Raw genomic sequence first — 20222 nt, forward strand, 5'->3', positions numbered from 1 at the left:
GACTGGCATGCCCCTCGCCCAACTGATCAGCGCTGCACAACTGCAACAACGCCTGGCTGAGCCCGAGCTGTTGATTCTCGACTGTCGCTTTGCCCTGGATGATCCAGCCTACGGTCAGCGCAGCTACGCCGAGGGGCATATTCCCGGCGCACAATTTGCCGATCTGGAACGCGACCTGTCCGGTCCGATTCATAAAGGCATTACTGGCCGCCACCCACTGCCAAAACCGCCGAAACTGCTGCAACGCCTGCGCGAATGGGGCCTGAATACGCACAGCGACGTGGTGCTGTATGACGACGGCCCCGGCGCTTTTGCTGCACGGGCCTGGTGGTTGCTGGCCTGGCTGGGGAAACGTGACGGTGTTTACCTGCTCGACGGCGGCCTCAAAGCCTGGTGCGAGGCAAGTGGAGCATTGACCCAAGCCATCCCGTCACCGACACCTGGCAGCTTTAGTGGCAGCGCCGATGACAGCCTTCTAGTCAGCGCCGCACAACTGCAGCAGCAGCTGGGCAATAACCACATGACCCTACTGGATGCCCGCGGGCTGCCGCGCTTCAGGGGCGAAGTCGAGCCGATCGACCCAGTTGCCGGGCATATTCCCGGCGCACAGTGCGCAGCCTTCACTGACAACCTCGACAGCGATGGCCACTTCCTCAGCGCCGCAAAACTGCAGCAACGCTTTGCCGCGCAACTCGGCGAGCGCCCAGCCACCAAACTGGTGGCTTACTGCGGCTCAGGCGTGACCGCTTGTCATAACCTTTTCGCCCTGTGCCTGGCGGGCTATCCGCTGGCGTCGCTGTATGCCGGTTCGTGGAGTGAATGGATCACCGACCCTGCTCGCCCGGTCGCCACCGGCGACTAACGCCTTTGGCTGGTGATGCCGTCGGGCCCGCCAGCCATGCTTTAGCACCAACTGGAATATAGGCAACAACCGACTGCCGATAACAATTTAAAAACAATCCTTTACAGCGATAAGCTCACACTACACTTGAAGATAAGCGGCTAAACCCGCTTCCGGTGGGGCCTTTATCAAACCAAGCAAAAGCTGCCAGCGCCCCAGCCCCATCGGTAACCTGCTGCTGAGGGCTTTATGGGAATTGCCGCCTGCGAGATAAGCCAGTACATCATCCGCCCTACCCTGCTCTACTTGGGTCGCCACTCCATCGCCGCTGAAGCCTTGCTGCTTGGTGCCGCCGCCAGCCAATCGGAGCTTGGTTCAATCCTTGATGACAAACACGGCCATGGCCTTTACCGCATCACCGCACAGCGCCACCAACAGCTCTGGGATCAACACCTGGCGCTGGACCCGGAGCTCGCCAGCCAAGTGCGCGGCCTCGCCAGCCAGCACGCCTTTCTCGCCGCGCCACATCTGGAACTGACCGTTAACCTGCGTTACGCCACGGCCATTGCCTGGATGCTGATTGAGGCCGAACACCGCGAATTGCCAGCAGCCGACGACCTGCTTGGCATGGCGCAGGTCTGGCGTCGAGTGTTCAGGCCCCATGGCCGTAGCAAAGACTTTATTGCTGCCTGGCAACGTTGCATCGGCAGCCTCAGCCAGGTGGCCTGAAGCCTAAACAGACAAACACAGTTGTCCGACAATCTAACAGAAGTTACCAGACGATAGCGGCTATTTGACAGCATAATTCTGCTCCAGCCCGAGAACCCCAAAGGTTGGCAAGGCCCATGGAAAGTTGTTAATTTCCGCCTCCCGCTAAAACCTAGGATTGCCCCGTGTCCAAAAGAGTCGTCAAGACCAGTCTGTTTATTGCCCTTGCTACTGCTGCCAGCCATAGCTTCGCCGGTGGCTTCGCGATTAATGAACAAAGCGTCAGCAGCATGGGCACCGCCTTTGCTGGCCGCTCCTCTTCTGCCGATGACGCCAGCACCGTATTCGGTAACCCGGCCGGCATGGCGCGAATCAAGCGCGAACAAGTCAGCGGCGGCATTGCCCTGATCCACGCGAAAACCGATATCGAGGACGCCAGCGGCTCCACCCGCGGCAGCAATGACGGCGACATGGTGCCGTTCATCGGCGCGCCCATGGGCTACTACGTCAAACCGCTGGACGATAACTGGAGCTTCGGCCTGGGCCTGTATGTGCCGTTTGGCTTGGTCACCGATTACGAGCGCAACTTCCAAGGCCGTTATCACGGCGACCGTAGCGAAGTGCGAGTGGTTACTCTGCAACCAACCCTGAGCTACCGCTTCAACGAGCAGCTGTCGATCGGTTTCGGCCCAACCATCAACCGTATTGATGGCGAGCTGACTTCGGCGGCCAATGATCCACTCACCCGTGGTGACGGCAAGGTCGAAATCAAGGGCGATGACACGGCACTGGGCTACAACCTCGGCGTGCTGTTTGAGATCACCCCGCAAACTCGTTTCGGCCTGACCTACCACTCCAAGGTGGATTACCGCCTGAAAGGCGACACCACGGTCTCTGGTCCCGGCTTCATTGCCACATCAGCCGGCACCTACGACGCGTCACTGGAACTGACCACGCCGGAGTCGGTGGATTTCTCCGTGACCCATGAGCTGGATGCCGACTGGACCCTGTATGCCGGCAGCACCTGGACACGCTGGAGCCGTTTGGAAGAAATCCGCGCCGATAACAAAGGCGTAGGTGGCTTACTGGCCAGCAGGCTGAACAGCATCGTCGAGCCGCAAAACTGGCACGACACCTGGTCCCATGCTGTAGGCGCGGCTTATAAGCTGAACCGCCAGTGGACCCTGCGTGCCGGCCTGGCCGTGGACCAGTCGCCGACTAACAACACCGACCGTTCGCCGCGCATCCCTACCGGTGACCGCACAATCTTCAGCCTGGGTACGGCCTGGAGCCCGAATGATGATGTAACCGTCGATCTGGCCTACTCCTACCTGATGGAAGACAACACCCACATCGATAAAGGCGACTACCGCGCCACCTACAAAAACACCGCCCATGGCCTGGGCACGCAAGTGACCTACCGCTTCTAATTCAACCAGCGGTTTGGGTTACACTCGCGCGGCGCTCACAAGAATAAAAATGCCGCCTGAGACAGCCCCATGACTGCACTCTGTAACGAACTGCCCGCACAGCTCAGCCTGTTGCTGGTGGATGACCACCAGATTTTTCTCGATGGCCTCAGCCTGGCCCTCGCTCCGCTCTGTGCCGACCTGCAGATTCGCACCGCCGAATCCGCTGCCGCCGCTGAAATATGCCTGCAAGACCACAGCTTCGACCTGATCCTGCTGGACTTGCGCCTGCCTGACATGCCTGGCCTGGAGTTGCTGCAACGCTGGCAACAACAAGGCCGCATGACCCCGGTGGCAGTCCTCAGCGCCAGCGACTCCAACTTAGATGCCCAGGCCGCGTTGGCAGCCGGTGCGCTAGGGTTTATCTCGAAAAGTGCTAACAGCGACGCCTTGCGCCAAGCCTTAACCCGCGTACTGCTGGGCGAAACCCTACCTGCGCCGCAAGCAAGCGATAAACCGCAACTCACCCCACGCCAGCTGGAAATCCTCCAGTTGTTAGCCGAAGGTTTGCCGAACAAATCTATCAGCCGTCAGCTCGGTGTTTCCGAAGACACAGTGAAAACCCACCTCAAATCACTGTTTCAGGAGCTCGCCGTGCATACCCGCACGGCCTGTGTCAGTGCGGCGCGGCAACGGGGCTGGTTGTAACGGCTGTAGGCGCGGGCAACAACACCGCCAGGGTCTGACGCAAACGGGCCGGCAACAAGGGTTTGCCGAGCAAGGTGACATGTGCGCGGGTGCAGCGTTCCTGCAGGTCCGCGCCGACATCGGCGGTGATCAGCAAGGCCGGGAGCATGCGCCCAGCCTGTTCACGTAAACGCTCGATGGTACGCAAGCCATCCTCAGTGGCGGCCAGTCGATAGTCACTGATCAACACCTGCGGCTGGGCTTGCGCCAAACACTGCATGGCTTCTGCTGGATCCGCGCAGGGCCAAACCTCACAACCCCAGCGCTGCAGCAAACCGGCCAAGGCCTCACGTCCCGGCGCATCGTCTTCCAGCAATAACACCCGCCCACTCAAGGCGTTTACCGGCGCAGCGGGGGCCTGCCACTGCCCCGCTTCAGCCTGTGGCAGGTGCAAGATAAAGCGTGCACCCGTGCCCAAGCTTGAGTGCAGCTGAAGGCGATGGCCCAGCAACTGCAGCAGTTGCTGGACGATGGCCAAGCCCAGGCCAAGACCACGCTCGGCATTACGTCCGGGGTTATCCAGCTGGCGAAACTCTTCGAACACCTGGCCTTGCTGTGCTTCGCTTAGCCCCCGGCCATCATCACCGACTTGCAACAGCACCTCGCCCTGCTCCACGCGGGCATGCAACCAAACATGCCGTGCCTGGGCATGGCGCAACGCATTGCTAAGCAGGTTGCGCAGCACCCGTTCCAGCAACAGGGGATCGCTGCGCACCCAGAGGTCCGCGCACTGCATCTGTAACTCAATACCCAAGGAGGCGGCCTCCGCACGCGTTTCACCGCTTAGCCGCGCGAGCAGAGGACGTAAGGCAAATACCTGCGGCTTGGGCTGAACGCCGCCAGGTAAGGTCAAGCGAGTGTAATCAAACAGCGATTGCAGCAATCGACTGAGCTGCTCCACGGCAATCGCTAAACGGCTGCTGATACGGTGCACGTCAGGGTCTTGGTTTTGCTCCAGCAGATGCTGGGCATACAGCCCCATGGCATTCAACGGTTGGCGTAGATCATGGCTAGCCGCCGCCAACACACGCAGCTTGCGGGCATCGTCGGTTTCAGCGCGCTGCCGGGCTAAATCGAGCAAGCGCAGGTTGAGCCAGGCTCCGCGTTGACCGTGTTCCTGCAAGTACGCCCCGACACTGCCAATCAGGTTAGCGCACAGCAAAAACATCCCCTGATAGCCCAGCGCCACGCTCCCACCCGTGCCTACATAGCCGAGCAACAGGAACCAACCGCATAGCCCCCAGGAGGCCATGCTCACGGCTCGGAAAGACACCCCCAGCAGCACATAGCCAAACAGCAGCACCAGAAACAGCCCGTCATAGGGCATGGCCACGCCCTGGCTCCAGCACAGGTGTATAATCACCGCAACGCAGGCACCGTTCAGCCCGTAGGCCGTTACATAAGCCAACAAGGTGCGTCGCGATGGGCTTTGCGCACGGCGGCAGTAGAAATAAGCCAGCAGCGCTGCCCCTATGCCGAACACCCGCACAGGCAGCAAACTAGCGCTGAGCGTCGGGGCGAGCAGTAATAAATCGAGGGTGGCGTACACCAGCTGAAAGACCACTGCGGTGCTCATGATCAGTAGCAGGCGGCGACGAATACGCTGCACCCGGTGCTCTACAAAATCGGCTTCCAGCACGTCACTGAAACGCAGGCCCCGATAGCCACGGCGTTGTTGCATGAGCAGCAAAGGCTCCTGCTGCTCAAGGCTCATGGCTGGCGGCCTGCGCTATCGCTCGAGGGCGCTGTTGTCCTGCTGTTTGGCGGCAATGGCGTCATAGGTTTCCACTCGGTGCTGATCATCGGCGTTAAATAAACGCTGACGCAAACGTTGCTGCTCGCGCTGCTGATCCACAGTGCTAAGGCCATTACCCTGTAAATCGGCAAGTTCCTGCTGGTAGGTGGCATAACGTTGTTGCCATACGCGCTCGTTGCGCTGCTCGCTAAGCAGGCGTTCGACTGTGGGCGGATCATAGGTCAAGGCCAGTAGCTGGCGCACCTGCTCTTCGCTGGCACCTTGCTGCCAAAGCTTCTCGCTGTGTACTTGCAACGCTTGCGCCTGAGCCTGACGTTCCTCGCTGGCGCGCATGGCCTCGGGCAACTGAGCACGTAATCGTTCCTGCGCCAGTGCTTTGCCTTGCGCACTGAGATCATCACGGGCCATCAGCGCCAGGTTCTCCAGGGTGTAACGGCCGTAGGCCTCCTCTGCGCCGAACAACGCTTCGGCCGCAGCGCTGGAGAAGTGCGCACGGCGCAACTGCGCGAGCTGCTCAAAGGCGCGCTGCAAAGCGATCAGCTGGCCATCGGATGAGCGTTGCTGAGCGGCGCTCATGGGTTGCTGTAGCAGCGCCAGGCTGGCGCGCTTGTAATCCATATAATCGCCCAGCAGGCCAATAAACTGACCTAACGCCGGCTCCGGCAAACGGCCGCGTGCATCGCTGAGCATGGCTTCCACCACAACCTCCAGCCCGGCTTGATCGGCGGCACTGAGGAAGTAATCCAGATAGTCACGCAACGCTAAGTTGAGTTGTAGATTGCCGGCACTGTCCGCGTTGAGCTCGCCATCCACTTCGGTGCCCTGCAACCCCGGCAAGTGCATAGGTTCGCCTACGACTGCATGTGCTGGCTTGGCGCTGTTCAGCTGCGGTATGTGAGCAACGCTTAGAGGAGGATTGCCGACAACCTCTATTGCAGGCGCAGCCGGTATGGCCGCGCTTGGCCACTGCCAATAAAGCGTAAGGCCGGCAACACTGCCGGCCAGTAACAACAATGGAGCAGTGGAGCGCAACGACAGGACCATATGTCCTCCTGATTGCGGGCTGCACAGCGCAGCCCGCCGGGGCCAAGGTCAGACGCCTTTGTTTTTCAGGCGGTTGGCATGCTGACGGTACAGCGATACCGGCTCAGTCCAGCCGTGGATACCAAACAAGTGGTTGATCGCATCCACATGGTTCATGTTGTAGCCATCGCCTATCACCTGCCCCAAGTAGGTGGAGCAAACACCCACCAGACCATCATTCTTCTCGCTGCCAAAAGCCAGGCCAGTGATCGCCAGGAACGGATCAACCGCATCGAAGACGTTGCTGTAGGCCACGTTACCTGTCCAGGAGAAGTAACGGATGTTGTGCCCGCGCACGTTGTGCACTTCGGTGGATTTGGCGCAGTAGCTGCTGTTGTTCACGCCCCACGGGTGACGGCTGTTCAGTGCCGCAGTACCGGTGGTGGTCAGGGTTTTCAGCGCGGCTAAGCCATCCTGTGGGTTATTACTGCCCGACAGCAGGTTGATCACCCCACCAATGGCATTCGCCAGACCATTGGCGCCGCCTTCAATGGCACCGTTTGCAGGGATCAGCCCGCGCAACACATCAGCCACTTTCGAGCCTTTGTTGACACCGTTGACCGACGTTACCGAGGCTACCAAATCCGGGCGCAAGGACGCGGCAACGCGCGAGGTCGGTGAACCCTGGCTGTGACCGATCAGGTTGACCTTACCGCCATTGGCACCGGCCCACGGCACAATCTGCTGCGCCAATGCCGCGCCACGTTGCTCGCTGTCATTGAGCGCCGACACGCTGGCCACATAAACCTTGGCGCCATCGCGTTCTAGGTTCCAGGGGATGGTATGGAAGTAGTTGATCAAACCGCCGATGGTGTCAAAGCCGGTCACCCCGTGTACCAACACGATGGGGTATTTGGTCTGGGTGTAGCCCACAGCCTGGGCCTCGACCGCACCGACCAAGGCAACGGCAGCTAGAGCAGTACTAATAACGCGACGCATGGGTGCCTCCTTATTTTTATTGTTGGCACGCCGGGGAACTGCGTCCGGCGTAACAGCAACTGTAAGGAGGCATCAGGTGCAGTGCCATCGCCCAGATGGGTGAGCCGCTCAGGGCGTACTAAACCTATTATCCACTACAAAAAAGCGTGGTTGCACCGTTGATACCAACCCTAAGGATGACTACGGTAACTGTCACGCCACGCTTCAATCCGCCCTTTCCCAGCGCTGCAGTAGGCCTTACGTTAGATTTTTATCTGCCCCCTGCAGGACCGTAAGCGCGGTGGTATAAATGCGCAAACGCTTAGAGCATTGAATAGGGAAATGCCAAAACCATCTGGCGCTTGACTCTTCGACTAGTCTCTCTAGCAGAAAAGGAACCTCTGGAGCACCGTTAATGATTGAGGCGACGCCCATCGCTCCTCCCTCTATTTTGATCGTGGATGATCAACCAAGCGATCTACTGGTGCTTAGCCAGGCAGTGCTGGACCTGGGGGAAATTCATATCGCCAGCAATGGCCAGATGGCCCTTGAGGTGGCAAGACGCTGCCGCCCTGACCTGATTTTGCTCGATATCCAAATGCCGGGCATGAGTGGCTTTCAGCTCTGCCGGGAGATCAAGGCTGATCCCAGATTATGTGACGCCGCCATTCTGTTTGTGACCGCGCAAACCCAGACAGAAAATGAAATCAAGGCACTGGAACTTGGCGGCATCGACTTTATTAAGAAGCCGCTGAATATCCCCGTTGTTCAAGTGCACGTCCGAGCGCACTTGAGTCTGCGCCAAGCTGCTAAGCGCCTGGCCTATTACGATGAACTCACCGGGTTACCGAACCGCAGCCTGCTGCAGGATCGTGCCGTGCAAGCCTTACACAAGGCCAAGCGCGACCAGAGCAAGGTGGTCTTGCTGATGCTGGACCTGGATAACTTCAAAAGCATCAATGACTCGGTCGATCATGCGGTTGGCGATGCCGTGCTGTCTGAGGTTGCTCGACGTTTAACCCAGTTCTCCCGCAAGATTGATACGGTCAGCCGGCGCGGTGGCGACGAGTTCGTGATGCTGCTGTCCGAGGTGACTCGCCTGGACGCCATTAGCGACTTCGTCGAGCGTGTTCTGGAAATTATCGCCAGCCCGATGTTCATCGATGACAAGCGCTACGACATCACGGCCAGCGCCGGTGTTGGCGTGTTCCCAGACGACAGCCAAGACTTTGCCTCGCTCTACCGTCATGCCGATACCGCCATGTACCAGGCCAAGAAACTCGGCCGTAACCGTTACCGTTTTTTCTCGCCAGCGCTTGAGAATACTTCGCGCGCCCGCCACCTGCTCGAAGGCAATATGCGCAGCGCCCTGGAGCAAGGGGTTTTCGAGGTTTTCTATCAAGCCAAATACGATGCCCAGAACCGCACCATCTGTGGCATGGAAGCCTTGATCCGCTGGCGCAAGCCAGATTCCACCCTGGTCTCGCCAGCTGATTTTATTCCACTGGCTGAAGAAACCGGGTTGATCATCCCAATAGGCCGCTATGTGCTGATACAGGCTTGCCATGATGCACAGCGGCTGATCCGAATGGGCCTGAACGTGCCGGTCAGCGTGAATATCTCGGCGATCCAGTTTCGTGAGGAATCCTTTCTCAGCATGGTCAAAGATGCATTGACGCTGACGAGGCTTACGCCCTCGATGCTGGAGTTGGAAATCACCGAGAGCGTTCTGGCGCATGACATTAATGTGGCCAGCAATGTGCTCAATGAGCTCAAGGCTATGGGTGTGCATATTGCGATTGATGACTTCGGCATTGGTTATTCCAGCCTGACCTACTTGAAGAGCTTGCCCATCGATGTTTTGAAGATCGACCAGAGCTTTGTCCGTGACATGCTGAGCGATAGCAGCGACGCTGCAATTATCGAGGCTATTGTCCGTATGGGTCAGGCGCTGGGCCTTGCGTTGATTGCCGAAGGGGTAGAGTTACAGGAACAATCAAGCAAATTACTGGCCCTTGGTTGTAGCGTCATGCAGGGTTTCCTCTATTGCAGACCGATGCCATTTCAGGAATTGTGCGAATACCTGCAAACAACGCCGCTAATAGAGTCTGACTTGACTAAGAGCCATGACTCATACCAATAAGGCATGCTTTCCTTGAAGAAAATCATCTCCCGCCATGCAACTGCATTCAGTGTACTGCTGCCTCTGGCTGTCGGTCTGGCATTGAGCATACTGGCTGCCAAATGGCTGCATAACAGCAATGAAACCCAGGCCCTGGAGGCCTTACAGCAAGCCACCGATGAGAAGGCCGATGCTGTATTCAGGCGTATGCGGCTCTACCAATATGGGCTGCGTGGAGCCCGCGGCACAATTGTCGCCCTCGGTGAGCATGGCATCAGCCGCCAGCTGTTTTCCCAATACAGCCAAACGCGTGACCTGGAACAGGAATTTCCAGGAGCACTGGGTTTTGGCTTGATTCGTCGGGTGCTACCGACTGATGAAGCCGATTTTCTCCAGCAAGCCCGCAACGACGGCAAGCCAGATTTCAACATTCGTCAATTAGCGCCGCACAATAATGAGCGCTTTGTAATCCAATACATTGAACCTGAAGCACGCAACCTGGCGGCTGTCGGCCTGGATGTCTCATCTGAGCAGAACCGTCGCGACGCTGCAGTTAACGCCTTAAGAACCGGCACCGTGCAACTGTCGGGCCCCATCACGCTGGTGCAGGCCAGCGGCAAGCCTTTGCAGTCTTTCCTGATTTATCTGCCGATTTACCGCACAGGCACCACCCCAGAAACAGAAGCCGAGCGGCTGCAACAAGGCTTCGGCTGGAGCTATGCCCCCCTGCTCACAGAGCAAGTGCTGAGCGGCTTGCCGCTCAGCACTAGGGATGTTGACCTGCGCTTGCGCGATATCACCGATCCAGCAAACCCAGCCCTGTTCTACACAGACAATCCGCAAGCAGACCAACTGTCTGACAGCCTGAGCAGCACATCTGTGAGGGAGGTGTTTGGCCGCCGCTGGGAAATCAATCTCACCGCTCACCCTGCATTTATCCACGGCCTGTACCAAACGTCTCCGCGCCTGGTGCTCTCGGTCGGGGTTTTACTGAGCATGTTGCTCGCAGCATTAAGCGCGGTTTTCGGCGCAAGCCGTCAGCACCGCCGCCAGGTAATTGCTGAGCAAGCCAAGCAAGCGGCCATCGTCGAAAGCTCACGCGATGGCATCATCGGTAAAACCCTCGACGGCATTGTCACCAGCTGGAACAAGGGCGCCGAGCATATTTTCGGTTTTAATAGCGTAGAAACAGTAGGCCAAAGCCTGCTCGAACTTATTGTGCCGGCGGAACGTATAAACGAAGAAGTTAATATCCTGCAGCGCATCAACGCCGGCGAGTCGATAGAGCATTATGAAACCTACCGGCGGCGCAAAGATGGCAGCCTGGTCGAGGTGTCAGCGGCCACCGCGCCGATTTTTGATGAGCTGGGCCAAGTCATTGGCGTGTCAGAAACAATTCGCGATATCACCCAACAGAAGGCTGCAGAGTCGGAAATCCGCGAACTCAACGCCAGTTTGGAAAAGCAGGTTGTCGCACGTACCCGCGAACTCAATGAACTCAACACCTTGCTCAATAACGTGCTGGATTCGGCCTCTGAAGTGTCGATCATTGCCACCGACACTCAAGGTCTGATCACCCTGTTTAACCACGGTGCGGAACGCCTTTTGGGCTATAGCGCCGCAGAAATGATCGGCTTACAAACCCCTGCCCTTATCCACCTGCCCGAAGAAGTACAACAGCGCAGCAGCGAACTCAGTCAGCAATATGGCCAGACCATCGAGGGCTTCCAAACCTTTGTCCACATTGCAAAGACGGAGGGTGCCGAAGTTCGCGAATGGCGCTACGTGCGCAAAGATGGCACACAGCTCGCGGTTACCTTGATGGTGACCGCTATGTACGGGGCCAGCGGTGAGCTGGTGGGCTTTCTCGGTATCGGCGTGGATATCACCCAGCGCAAAGCCGCAGAGGCCGAACTGGCGGCCAGTCTGGATATGACTCAGGCCGTGTTGGACACCGCGCCCAATCCGGTAGTGACCCTGGATGCCTGCGGACGAATCCATACCCTCAACCCGGCGGCCAAGCTGGCATTTGGCCTGGATAGCACTACGGCTGAGGATTTTTTGCCTGCATTACTCAGCCCTGCTTCACGGCAACCTATGCAAGCACTGATGGAGCTTGCGGCGGCTGGTGAGCGTGATCACGCCAAGGTGTCGGCAGAGCTTATTGGTTTGCGCTCGGACGGTAGCGAGTTCCCTGTGCAACTCTCTCTCGGTTCGATGCGCGCCGACAAGCAACTGCTGGTCTGTGTGATCACCGATCTCAGCCAGCAGGTGCAACTGCGCCAAGAGCTCATAACCACCCGTGATCAACTGTTGATGGCGGCCGACGTTGCAGAGCTGGGCATCTGGTCATGGACACTGGCCGATAACAGCCTGCAGTGGAATGAGCGCATGTACGAGCTCTATCAGCAGCCACTAGCACTTCGCGAGACAGGTCTTAGCTATGAACACTGGTTCGCGCGAATACACCCTGAAGATGCGACTATGGCGACAGAGAAACTCCAAGCCGCAATAGCCGGCACGGGTGTTTACGATCCAATTTTTCGCATCGTACGGCCCGATGGCAGTACCCGTATCATTCAGGGCGGTGCGCAAGTTGAGACCGACACTGACGGCAATGTCGTCAAGATGATCGGGATCAATCGCGACATCACCAGCCAGCGCGAGCTGGAAGCCTCTTTACGTCTCGCCAAAGAACAGGCCGACTCCGCCAGTGCGGCCAAGAGCGCCTTCCTGGCCAATATGAGCCATGAAATTCGTACGCCACTCAATGCAGTGCTGGGCATGCTGCAGCTGGTACAGGCGACCCCACTGAGTCAGCGCCAGCTTGATTACATTCAAAAAGCCTATGGCGCATCGCAATCACTGCTGGGCCTGCTCAACGACATCCTGGATTACTCCAAAATCGAAGCGGGCAAGCTGCAGCTTGATCTGCAACCGATAGAACTGGAGCCATTGATGTGCGATCTAGCGGTGGTACTCAGCGGTAATCAGGCGCAGAAAAACGTTGAGGTGATGTTTGACCTTGACCCAGCGTTGCCGGGAGTACTGATCGGCGACAGCCAGCGTCTGCAGCAGATCCTGATCAACCTGGCGGGTAACGCCCTTAAGTTCACGGCAGAGGGTAATGTGCTTGTCAGCCTGCGCCAGCTTGCACGAAACGAAACGCAGGTTAAGTTGCGCGTTGCCGTCAGTGATACCGGGATCGGTATCAGTGTGGAACAACTCAAGCGTATTTTCGAAGGCTTTTCCCAGGCAGAAACCTCCATCAGCCGCCGTTATGGCGGCACTGGCCTGGGCCTGGCAATCAGCACCCGCTTGATCCATATGATGGGCGGTGAACTGCACGTAGACAGCCGTGTTGGCGAAGGCAGTCGCTTCTGGTTCGACCTTGAGTTTGCTATCGCAGAACACACGCCAATGAAAGCGGCTTGCGCAGTGGTCGATAAACAACTGCACATCCTCGTGGTCGACGACAATCCAATGGCGCGAGAGCTACTCGTACAAATGAGCTCTGATCTTGACTGGTCTGCCGAAGCCGCTCATGACGGCACCCAGGCCCTGACCCGTGTCAGGGAAGCGAATGCCAAAGGACACCCCTTCGACCTGATATTGATGGACCTGCTGATGCCGGGTATGGACGGCCTGAACGCGGCCCGGCTTGTGCGCGACTCTGCCGGTGATGCACGCCCGCCACTGGTGGTGATGGTCACCGCGCACGGCCGTGAAGCCCTGGCTGACAGCGCGCAGGACGCGGACACCCCCTTCGCCGCGTTTTTGACCAAGCCGATAACCCCCAAACAATTGGCCAGCACCGTCGCGCGGGTCATCAGTGGTGCGCCAGCAAGGCGGATAGCGCCGGCTTATCAAGTCTCCAAACGCCTAGAAAACCTGCGCCTACTGGTGGTTGAAGACAATCAGTTGAACCGCCAAGTCGCTCAAGAACTGCTGATGGGTGAAGGTGCCGAGGTGCTGTTGGCAGAAGGCGGGCAGCAAGGTGTAGACATGATTATCGACTCAGCGAATGGCTTCGATGCGGTGCTGATGGATATCCAGATGCCAGGCATCGACGGCCTTGAAGCCACACGACTGATTCGCCAGGACGCCCGTTTTGCGGACTTACCCATCATCGCCATGACAGCCAATGCAGCGCCGGCGGACAGAGAAGTCTGCCTCTCTGCCGGGATGAGTGCTCACATCGGCAAACCCATTGACCTGGAGAAACTGGTCGATGCCCTGCTGCACTGGACCGGGAACACTGCGCAGCACAGCCATGCGAGTCAAGAACACTCAGATGCAGTCACCGAGCATAGTGATGCGGTGCTTCGACGGTTTGGCGGCAACCTCAAACTGCTGCGGCGTATGCTCGGCAACTTTGAACCGGAAATGCAAAAACAGCTGCAGCAGCTGAACTCACATGCGACCCAAGGCGACCTTAAAGCGGTGCTGGCTCAGTTGCATATGCTCAAGGGCAGCGCCGGCACCATGGGCGCGCAACAACTGGCAGAACAAGCGGCGAACCTTGAGCAGAAAATCCAGCAACTTGATCCAGCCGCTGCGCCCGAGTTTCTAGCTCGCAGGGGCTGGCGGGATGCACTGACTGACGTGCTAAAACAGAGCGTTGCTGAGCTTCATCTGGCATTTCTTGCCCCAGAACCAGCAGAACCAGCAGAACCAGCCACAGTCACGGCTAAACCCACAGCGCCGTGGCAGCAGTCGCTGCACAACATCCTTAAACTGCTTGCAGTTGGCAACCTGCAGGCCATTGAGCAGACCGAGGCGCTGGTGCATGAGATCCCTAGGCAATGGCAACGCCATTTCGCCAAGTTTTGTCAGGCAGTCGACTGCTTAGACTTCCCCAACGCGAGCGTACTGGGTGATGAGTTGCTTAATCTCGCGCAAGAGGATTGATATGAGTTTCTGGATAGAGCATTGCCAGGGGCGCCCGAAGTTACTCGTGGTGGACGACCAGCCCATCAACATTCGCATTATTAATGAGCTGTTCCGCGCTGATTGCGACATGCACATGGCCACTCATGGCGAACAGGCCATCGCGGTCAGTAAAACCTTGCAGCCCGATCTGATTCTGCTCGACATCATGATGGCGGGCATGGACGGTCTTGAAGTCTGTCGCCGCCTGAAGAGTGACCCGGCAACGGCCGCTATCCCGATCATCTTCATCACTGCCAAAAGTGAAGAAATCGATGAGGCGTTAGGCTTGGAGCTCGGTGCCGTTGATTACATCAGTAAGCCGCTGAACTCAGCCATCGTCAGGGCGCGGGTCAAAACCCATCTCACCCTGAAGCTGCAGAATGACTACCTCAAGGGGCTGGCCTCCCTGGATGGCCTAACCGGCATTCCAAACCGCCGGGCCTTTGATACAAGCCTTGCACAAGCCTGGAGCCAGGCCTGCCGAGAAGCAGGAGCGCTGTCCTTGATGCTCATCGATATCGACTATTTCAAGCGCTATAACGATCACTACGGCCACCTGGAGGGCGATAAGTGCCTACGCCAGGTGGCCAAAACCATCGAGCAATCCGTCAACCGCCCTTATGACATGGCCGCGCGCTTTGGTGGCGAAGAGTTCGCCTGCATTTTGCCGCAGACCAACCTGCAAGGAGCACTGACATTGGCCAAACAGATACAGGCCAACATCCGTCAGTTAGCCATCGCGCACGCCGGCTCTGCAGTGAGTGAGCAGCTTACGCTCTCCATCGGCGTCGCCAGCTTGCAGCCACAGGTCGGCAGAGAATCCTCAGAGTTGATTGCCATGGCTGATAAACAGCTCTACCAAGCCAAGAGCAATGGGCGCAATCAACTACACAGCGCCACCGATTAAGCGGCGTTTTTTGGTCTATCTACTGCGGGCTATCGCAAGCAGACACGCATAAAAAAGCCGCAGCCTGATAAAGGAAAATCCCTCAATCAGGCTGCGGCTTTGGGTTAAGCCCGCAGGGCTTTATGTGCGATGATCAAGCCAGATCAAAGCGATCCAGGTTCATCACCTTGTCCCAGGCTGCGACGAAGTCGTGGACGAATTTCGTCTGCGCATCGCTCGCAGCATAGACCTCGGCCAGCGCACGCAACTGCGAATTGGAGCCGAACACCAGATCAACCTGGCTACCGGTCCACTTCAAATCGCCGGTATTGCGATCACGCCCCTCTAGCACGCCTGCAGTGGCGGACACCTGCCACTTGGTTCCCATATCCAGCAAGTTGACGAAGAAGTCGTTGCTCAGGGTTTCCGGACGTTGAGTGAACACTCCATGCTGGGCCTTGCCAACGTTGGCATTCAGCGCACGCAAGCCACCAACCAGTACGGTCATCTCTGGCGCAGTCAGCTCCAAGAGCTGGGCCTTGTCGATCAGCATTTCGGCGGCAACGCCTTCATAACCCTTGCGGGCATAGTTGCGGAAGCCATCTGCCTTGGGCTCCAACGCCTCGAAGGAGTCGACATCAGTCTGCTCCTGTGTGGCGTCCGTACGGCCTGGTGCGAACGGCACGGCAACATCCACACCACCCTTCTTCGCTGCGGCTTCAACTGCTGCGACGCCGGCTAGAACGATCAAGTCGGCCAGGGCGATTTGCTTGCCGCCGGTTGCAGAGGCATTGAAGTCCTTCTGGATCGCTTCCAGCTTAGCCAACACCTTGGCCAGCTCGGCGGGTTGGTTAACTTCCCAATCCTTCTGCGGAGCGAGGCGAATGCGCGCACCGTTAGCACCACCGCGCTTGTCGCTCCCGCGGAAAGTTGAGGCCGAGGCCCAGGCGGTATTGACCAGTTGGGCGACCGACAGACCGCTGGCGAGCACTTTGGCTTTGAGGCTAGCGATGTCTTGCGCATCAACCAGGGCATGCTCGACGGCTGGAACCGGGTCCTGCCAGATCAGTACTTCTGCAGGCACCAGCGGGCCGAGGTAACGTGCCCGTGGGCCCATGTCGCGGTGGGTCAGCTTGAACCAGGCCCGGGCAAACGCATCAGCAAATGCTTCAGGGTTCTGGTGGAAGTGCCGCGAGATTTTCTCGTAGACCGGGTCCATGCGCAGCGACATATCGGCGGTGGTCATCATCGGCGGGTGTTTCAGCGCCGGATCATGGGCATCGGGAATCAGGTGCTCGGGCTTGCAGTTAATCGGTGTCCATTGGTGGGCACCGGCCGGGCTCTTGGTCAGCTGCCACTCGTAACCGAACAGCATGTCGAAATAACCGTTGTCCCACGTGGTGGGGTTGGGCTTCCAGGCACCTTCGATACCGCTGGTGGTGGTGTGTGCGCCTTTGCCGCTGGCAAATTTGTTAATCCAGCCGAGGCCTTGCTCTTCGATGCCGGCCGCTTCTGGCTCAGCCCCAACCAAGGCTGGATCACCCGCGCCATGGGCTTTGCCGAAGGTATGGCCGCCGGCAACCAGGGCCACGGTTTCCTCATCATTCATGGCCATGCGGGCAAACGTTTCGCGCACATCGCGCCCCGAACCCAGTGGGTCTGGGTTGCCGTCCGGGCCTTCCGGGTTGACGTAGATCAGGCCCATCTGCACAGCCGCCAGCGGATTTTCCAAGTCACGGTCACCGGAATAACGGCTGTTGGGTTTGTCGCTGGTGGCCAGCCATTCCGTCTCGGCACCCCAGTAGGTGTCTTCTTCCGGCTCCCAGATATCCGCGCGGCCACCGGCAAAACCGAAGGTCTTGAAGCCCATCGACTCCAAGGCGACGTTGCCGGCGAGTACCAACAGATCGGCCCAAGACAGCTTGCTGCCGTACTTCTGCTTGATCGGCCAGAGCAGGCGACGCGCCTTGTCCAGGTTGCCGTTATCCGGCCAGCTGTTAATCGGCGCAAAACGCTGGTTACCGGTGCCGGCACCACCGCGACCGTCATGGGTCCGGTAGGTGCCGGCTGCGTGCCAGGCCATGCGGATCATCAGGCCGCCATAGTGGCCCCAATCTGCCGGCCACCAGTCCTGGGAGTCAGTCATCAACACGTGGAGGTCCTTGATCACAGCGTCCAGATCAAGGCTTTTGAATGCGTCGGCGTAGTTGAAGTCCGCATCCATAGGGTCGGACTTGGAGGAGTGTTGCTGCAAAATTTTCAGGTTGAGCTGATTCGGCCACCAATCGGCGTTCTTCGGCGCACCGCCAGACACGGTGTTTTTACCAGCACCACCCGAGAACGGGCACTTCGCTTCGTTTGACATGATTCACTCCTGTTGTATTCACCTAACGGATGCACACAGCTTCGTAGCTAGGCAGTAAACGAGCCAATAGGATTTCGGTATGAGCGTTATAGTCATCAATGAGTATGGCACCAGAGCTGCGAGTCGTAGCCGTCAAACAGCAAGAAGATGCAATATGTTGCTGTACTGCGACTGATACAGCGCACCCTAGCAACGCCATACACCGCATTACTTCACCGACAAAGGCTCCTCAGACCGTGGAACAATCGCCCCCCAACACCCTTAGCGATGACGATGTGCTGGCCTACATGAACCGCCAGCTGCGTTCTGGCCGGGTAAAACCCAGCGTGCTGGTAAGCCTGACCCAAAAGGCCTTCGCCGATATTAGCCATGAACGCATCGTGCAGTGCTTCAACCAATTGGATTGCGCGCTGCTTAAACGCTAAGCGCAGCCCGAGGGTGATCTCAGAGAAAATGATTCTGGGAATCAATCTGGGCTTGTTTGCCTATTCCCTGGCGATCATCCTTGCGCTGCTGGCGCTGTACCTGGACCGCGCGTCCAGGTCTGCAACTTAAGCCGGCGCCGGCCAACAGAGTATTTGCCTTGGCCAATACGCCAGGCCTTTTCGGAGATTCAGATGTTTCGCGTGACTTCACTCAAACCCTTGCTCGCCCTGATCGCCCTCGCCTGTTTCGCCATGTTGGGCGGTGCATTGTTGTTACAGCATCTGTCCGGTTGGGAGCCCTGCACCCTGTGCATTCAAATCCGTCTGTGGTTGCTCCTAGCTGGCGTTGTCAGCCTGCTGATCCTTGCAGTAGAAACCGCCGGCCTGCGCTGGCTGAGCCTGCCGCTGTGGCCATTGCTGTTGGCTGCAAGCAGCATGGCGGTGTATGACAACACGCATCTGCTGTTGATCGAGACTGGCGTATTGGAAAGCTCCAGCTGCTCGCCCTTCCCCTTTTATGCCTTCTACCTGCCGCTGCACGAATGGCTGCCAAACGTGTTTATGAGCGCCGGCGTCTGCGGGCAGAACGACTACAACATTCTTGGCCTGTCATTCACGGCCTGGACGCTGTTGAGCGTTGCCCTGCTGTTGGCACTGTGCCTGTTCACCGCCTGGCGCGCGGTTCGTCGTTAATCATCAGCCCTGGCGCTTTGCCCTGACAAAGCGCCAGGCGATAAGCGGATTCCCGCCTATCCAATCGTCAAAACGGCGATTTTCCGCCACGCACTGTGCGTTCGATCACGTACCTTTTCTGACCACTCAAGCCCTCTAGCACGCCTGCCGCTCTGGCATAGGCATTGCGATACAACCCTGGCATTGCCCACGCAATGCAGTGACCGCCGTTCCCGCCAGATTGCTGAATAGCATCGGCAGCCGTCACCACACCCACATAAGAAAAACAGGGACACCGTTATGTTTAAGTCGATCTGCGCTATCGCAGCTGGCAGCCTGCTGCTGGCGTCTGCCACGCTTCACGCCGCAAACGATAAAGGGCCAATCGTGATCAAGTTTGCCCACGTGGTGGCAGACAACACGCCCAAAGGCCAAGGCGCACTGCTGTTCAAGAAACTCGCCGAAGAGCGCCTGGGCGATAAGGTGAAAGTCGAGGTCTACCCCAACTCCACGCTCTACGGCGATGCCAATGAGCTTGAGGCGCTGAGCAATAACGAGGTGCAACTGCTGGCACCCTCGCTGGCCAAGTTCGAGAAATACACCAAGCAACTGCAAGTCTTCGACCTACCCTTCTTGTTCGATGATCTGGCCGCCGTCAATCGCTTCCAGAAACGGGCCAAAGGCCGCCAACTGCTGCGCTCAATGGAAGACCACAACATCGTCGGCCTGGCCTATTGGCACAACGGCATGAAGCAGCTGTCAGCCAGCAAAGCGCTGCTGGTGCCGAGCGATGCGGCTGGCCTGACGTTCCGTATTCAGCCCTCTACGGTACTGGAAGCACAGTTCAACCAGCTTGGCGCAACACCGCGGGTGCTGCCTTTTGCCGAAGTGTTTGATGCCCTGAAAAGCGGCAAGGTGCAGGGTGCCGAAAACCCCTGGTCAAACATCTACAGCAAGCAGCTGCATAGCGTGCAGCCGTTTATTACCGAGACCAACCACGGCGTGCTCGACTACATGCTGGTGAGCAATCCACGTTTCTGGTACGCCATCCCGCACCAAATCCGCATGCAACTTGAAGGGATCATCGACGAGGTGACCTTTGAGGTGAACCGTCAGGCCGAAGCCGCCAACCAAGCCGACCGAGAGCGCATTGCTGCTGCCAGCGGCACCCAGGTAATCGCCCTCAGCGACGAACAGCGCGACGCCTGGCGCAAGGCCATGCAGCCTGTATGGCAGCAGTTCGAAGAGGTGGTCGGCGCAGACGTGATGAAAGCCGCGCAAACGGTTAACCGCAACAAGCGCAGCTGATAGGCGCGGCATACACAGCCGTTTACCGGCAAGCGGCTGTGTCATGAGGT

14 protein-coding genes are annotated in these 20222 nt (G+C 58.1%); 10 read left to right on the forward strand and 4 right to left on the reverse strand.

Annotated elements, in window-relative coordinates; translation table 11 throughout:
• The first annotated feature begins 7 nt into the window (after positions 1-7).
• From Q0V31_RS16335 to Q0V31_RS16350, 4 genes are all read left to right on the forward strand, one after another.
• A complete protein-coding gene (locus Q0V31_RS16335; protein ID WP_298189380.1) occupies positions 8-862 on the forward strand; it encodes a sulfurtransferase in 855 nt (284 codons plus the stop codon).
• Between the two features lie 228 nt (positions 863-1090).
• On the forward strand, positions 1091-1570 hold the full coding sequence (locus Q0V31_RS16340; protein WP_298189381.1) for a hypothetical protein: 480 nt from the start codon (positions 1091-1093) through the stop codon (positions 1568-1570).
• A gap of 164 nt (positions 1571-1734) precedes the next feature.
• On the forward strand, positions 1735-2979 hold the full coding sequence (locus tag Q0V31_RS16345; RefSeq protein ID WP_298189383.1) for an outer membrane protein transport protein: 1245 nt from the start codon (positions 1735-1737) through the stop codon (positions 2977-2979).
• 69 nt (positions 2980-3048) lie between these two features.
• Positions 3049-3666, forward strand: coding sequence for a response regulator transcription factor (locus Q0V31_RS16350; RefSeq protein ID WP_298189386.1), 618 nt, complete (start codon positions 3049-3051; stop codon positions 3664-3666).
• Here Q0V31_RS16350 and Q0V31_RS16355 read toward each other — a convergent pair.
• From Q0V31_RS16355 to Q0V31_RS16365, 3 genes are read right to left on the reverse strand one after another with little or no spacing between them, the layout of a single operon-like run.
• On the reverse strand, positions 3635-5419 hold the full coding sequence (locus Q0V31_RS16355; protein WP_298189387.1) for a hybrid sensor histidine kinase/response regulator: 1785 nt from the start codon (positions 5417-5419) through the stop codon (positions 3635-3637). The genes Q0V31_RS16350 and Q0V31_RS16355 overlap by 32 nt on opposite strands.
• A 15-nt stretch (positions 5420-5434) precedes the next feature.
• On the reverse strand, positions 5435-6505 hold the full coding sequence (locus tag Q0V31_RS16360; RefSeq protein WP_298189388.1) for a lipase secretion chaperone: 1071 nt from the start codon (positions 6503-6505) through the stop codon (positions 5435-5437).
• Between the two features lie 48 nt (positions 6506-6553).
• Positions 6554-7483 carry an alpha/beta fold hydrolase gene (locus Q0V31_RS16365; RefSeq protein WP_298189390.1) on the reverse strand — a complete coding sequence of 310 codons (930 nt, stop codon included), beginning with the start codon at positions 7481-7483 and terminating at the stop codon, positions 6554-6556.
• A gap of 394 nt (positions 7484-7877) precedes the next feature.
• Between Q0V31_RS16365 and Q0V31_RS16370 the strand changes: the two genes are divergently transcribed.
• From Q0V31_RS16370 to Q0V31_RS16380, 3 genes are read left to right on the forward strand one after another with little or no spacing between them, the layout of a single operon-like run.
• Positions 7878-9605 carry an EAL domain-containing protein gene (locus Q0V31_RS16370; RefSeq protein WP_298189392.1) on the forward strand — a complete coding sequence of 576 codons (1728 nt, stop codon included), beginning with the start codon at positions 7878-7880 and terminating at the stop codon, positions 9603-9605.
• Positions 9606-9617: 12 nt separating this feature from the next.
• Entirely contained in the window at positions 9618-14495 is a 4878-nt protein-coding gene (locus tag Q0V31_RS16375) for a PAS domain S-box protein (protein WP_298189394.1), read from the forward strand.
• A gap of 1 nt (position 14496) precedes the next feature.
• Positions 14497-15423, forward strand: coding sequence for a diguanylate cyclase (locus Q0V31_RS16380; protein ID WP_298189397.1), 927 nt, complete (start codon positions 14497-14499; stop codon positions 15421-15423).
• Between the two features lie 133 nt (positions 15424-15556).
• Here Q0V31_RS16380 and katG read toward each other — a convergent pair whose 3' ends face one another.
• A complete protein-coding gene (gene katG / locus Q0V31_RS16385; RefSeq protein WP_298189400.1) occupies positions 15557-17767 on the reverse strand; it encodes a catalase/peroxidase HPI in 2211 nt (736 codons plus the stop codon).
• A gap of 236 nt (positions 17768-18003) precedes the next feature.
• Here katG and Q0V31_RS16390 point away from each other — a divergent pair, with 236 nt between their 5' ends.
• From Q0V31_RS16390 to Q0V31_RS16400, 3 genes are all read left to right on the forward strand, one after another.
• On the forward strand, positions 18004-18192 hold the full coding sequence (locus tag Q0V31_RS16390) for a hypothetical protein (RefSeq protein ID WP_298189403.1): 189 nt from the start codon (positions 18004-18006) through the stop codon (positions 18190-18192).
• Between the two features lie 192 nt (positions 18193-18384).
• On the forward strand, positions 18385-18885 hold the full coding sequence (locus tag Q0V31_RS16395; protein WP_298189405.1) for a disulfide bond formation protein B: 501 nt from the start codon (positions 18385-18387) through the stop codon (positions 18883-18885).
• 279 nt (positions 18886-19164) lie between these two features.
• Positions 19165-20172, forward strand: coding sequence for a TRAP transporter substrate-binding protein (locus tag Q0V31_RS16400; RefSeq protein ID WP_298189408.1), 1008 nt, complete (start codon positions 19165-19167; stop codon positions 20170-20172).
• Positions 20173-20222 lie beyond the last annotated feature (50 nt).

Origin of the sequence: uncultured Pseudomonas sp. (assembly GCF_943846705.1) — a bacterium.
In the GTDB taxonomy this organism is placed as follows: Bacteria; Pseudomonadota; Gammaproteobacteria; order Pseudomonadales; family Pseudomonadaceae; genus Aquipseudomonas.

Excerpts from the sequence above, each read along its gene's own strand:
- Q0V31_RS16335 (WP_298189380.1), top strand. The coding sequence starts at position 8 with ATGCCCCTCGCCCAACTGATCAGCGCTGCACAACTGCAACAACGCCTG.
- Q0V31_RS16340 (WP_298189381.1), top strand. The coding sequence starts at position 1,091 with ATGGGAATTGCCGCCTGCGAGATAAGCCAGTACATCATCCGCCCTACC.
- Q0V31_RS16350 (WP_298189386.1), top strand. The coding sequence starts at position 3,049 with ATGACTGCACTCTGTAACGAACTGCCCGCACAGCTCAGCCTGTTGCTG.
- Q0V31_RS16355 (WP_298189387.1), bottom strand. The coding sequence starts at position 5,419 with ATGAGCCTTGAGCAGCAGGAGCCTTTGCTGCTCATGCAACAACGCCGT.
- Q0V31_RS16360 (WP_298189388.1), bottom strand. The coding sequence starts at position 6,505 with ATGGTCCTGTCGTTGCGCTCCACTGCTCCATTGTTGTTACTGGCCGGC.
- Q0V31_RS16365 (WP_298189390.1), bottom strand. The coding sequence starts at position 7,483 with ATGCGTCGCGTTATTAGTACTGCTCTAGCTGCCGTTGCCTTGGTCGGT.
- Q0V31_RS16370 (WP_298189392.1), top strand. The coding sequence starts at position 7,878 with ATGATTGAGGCGACGCCCATCGCTCCTCCCTCTATTTTGATCGTGGAT.
- Q0V31_RS16380 (WP_298189397.1), top strand. The coding sequence starts at position 14,497 with ATGAGTTTCTGGATAGAGCATTGCCAGGGGCGCCCGAAGTTACTCGTG.
- katG (WP_298189400.1), bottom strand. The coding sequence starts at position 17,767 with ATGTCAAACGAAGCGAAGTGCCCGTTCTCGGGTGGTGCTGGTAAAAAC.
- Q0V31_RS16395 (WP_298189405.1), top strand. The coding sequence starts at position 18,385 with ATGTTTCGCGTGACTTCACTCAAACCCTTGCTCGCCCTGATCGCCCTC.
- Q0V31_RS16400 (WP_298189408.1), top strand. The coding sequence starts at position 19,165 with ATGTTTAAGTCGATCTGCGCTATCGCAGCTGGCAGCCTGCTGCTGGCG.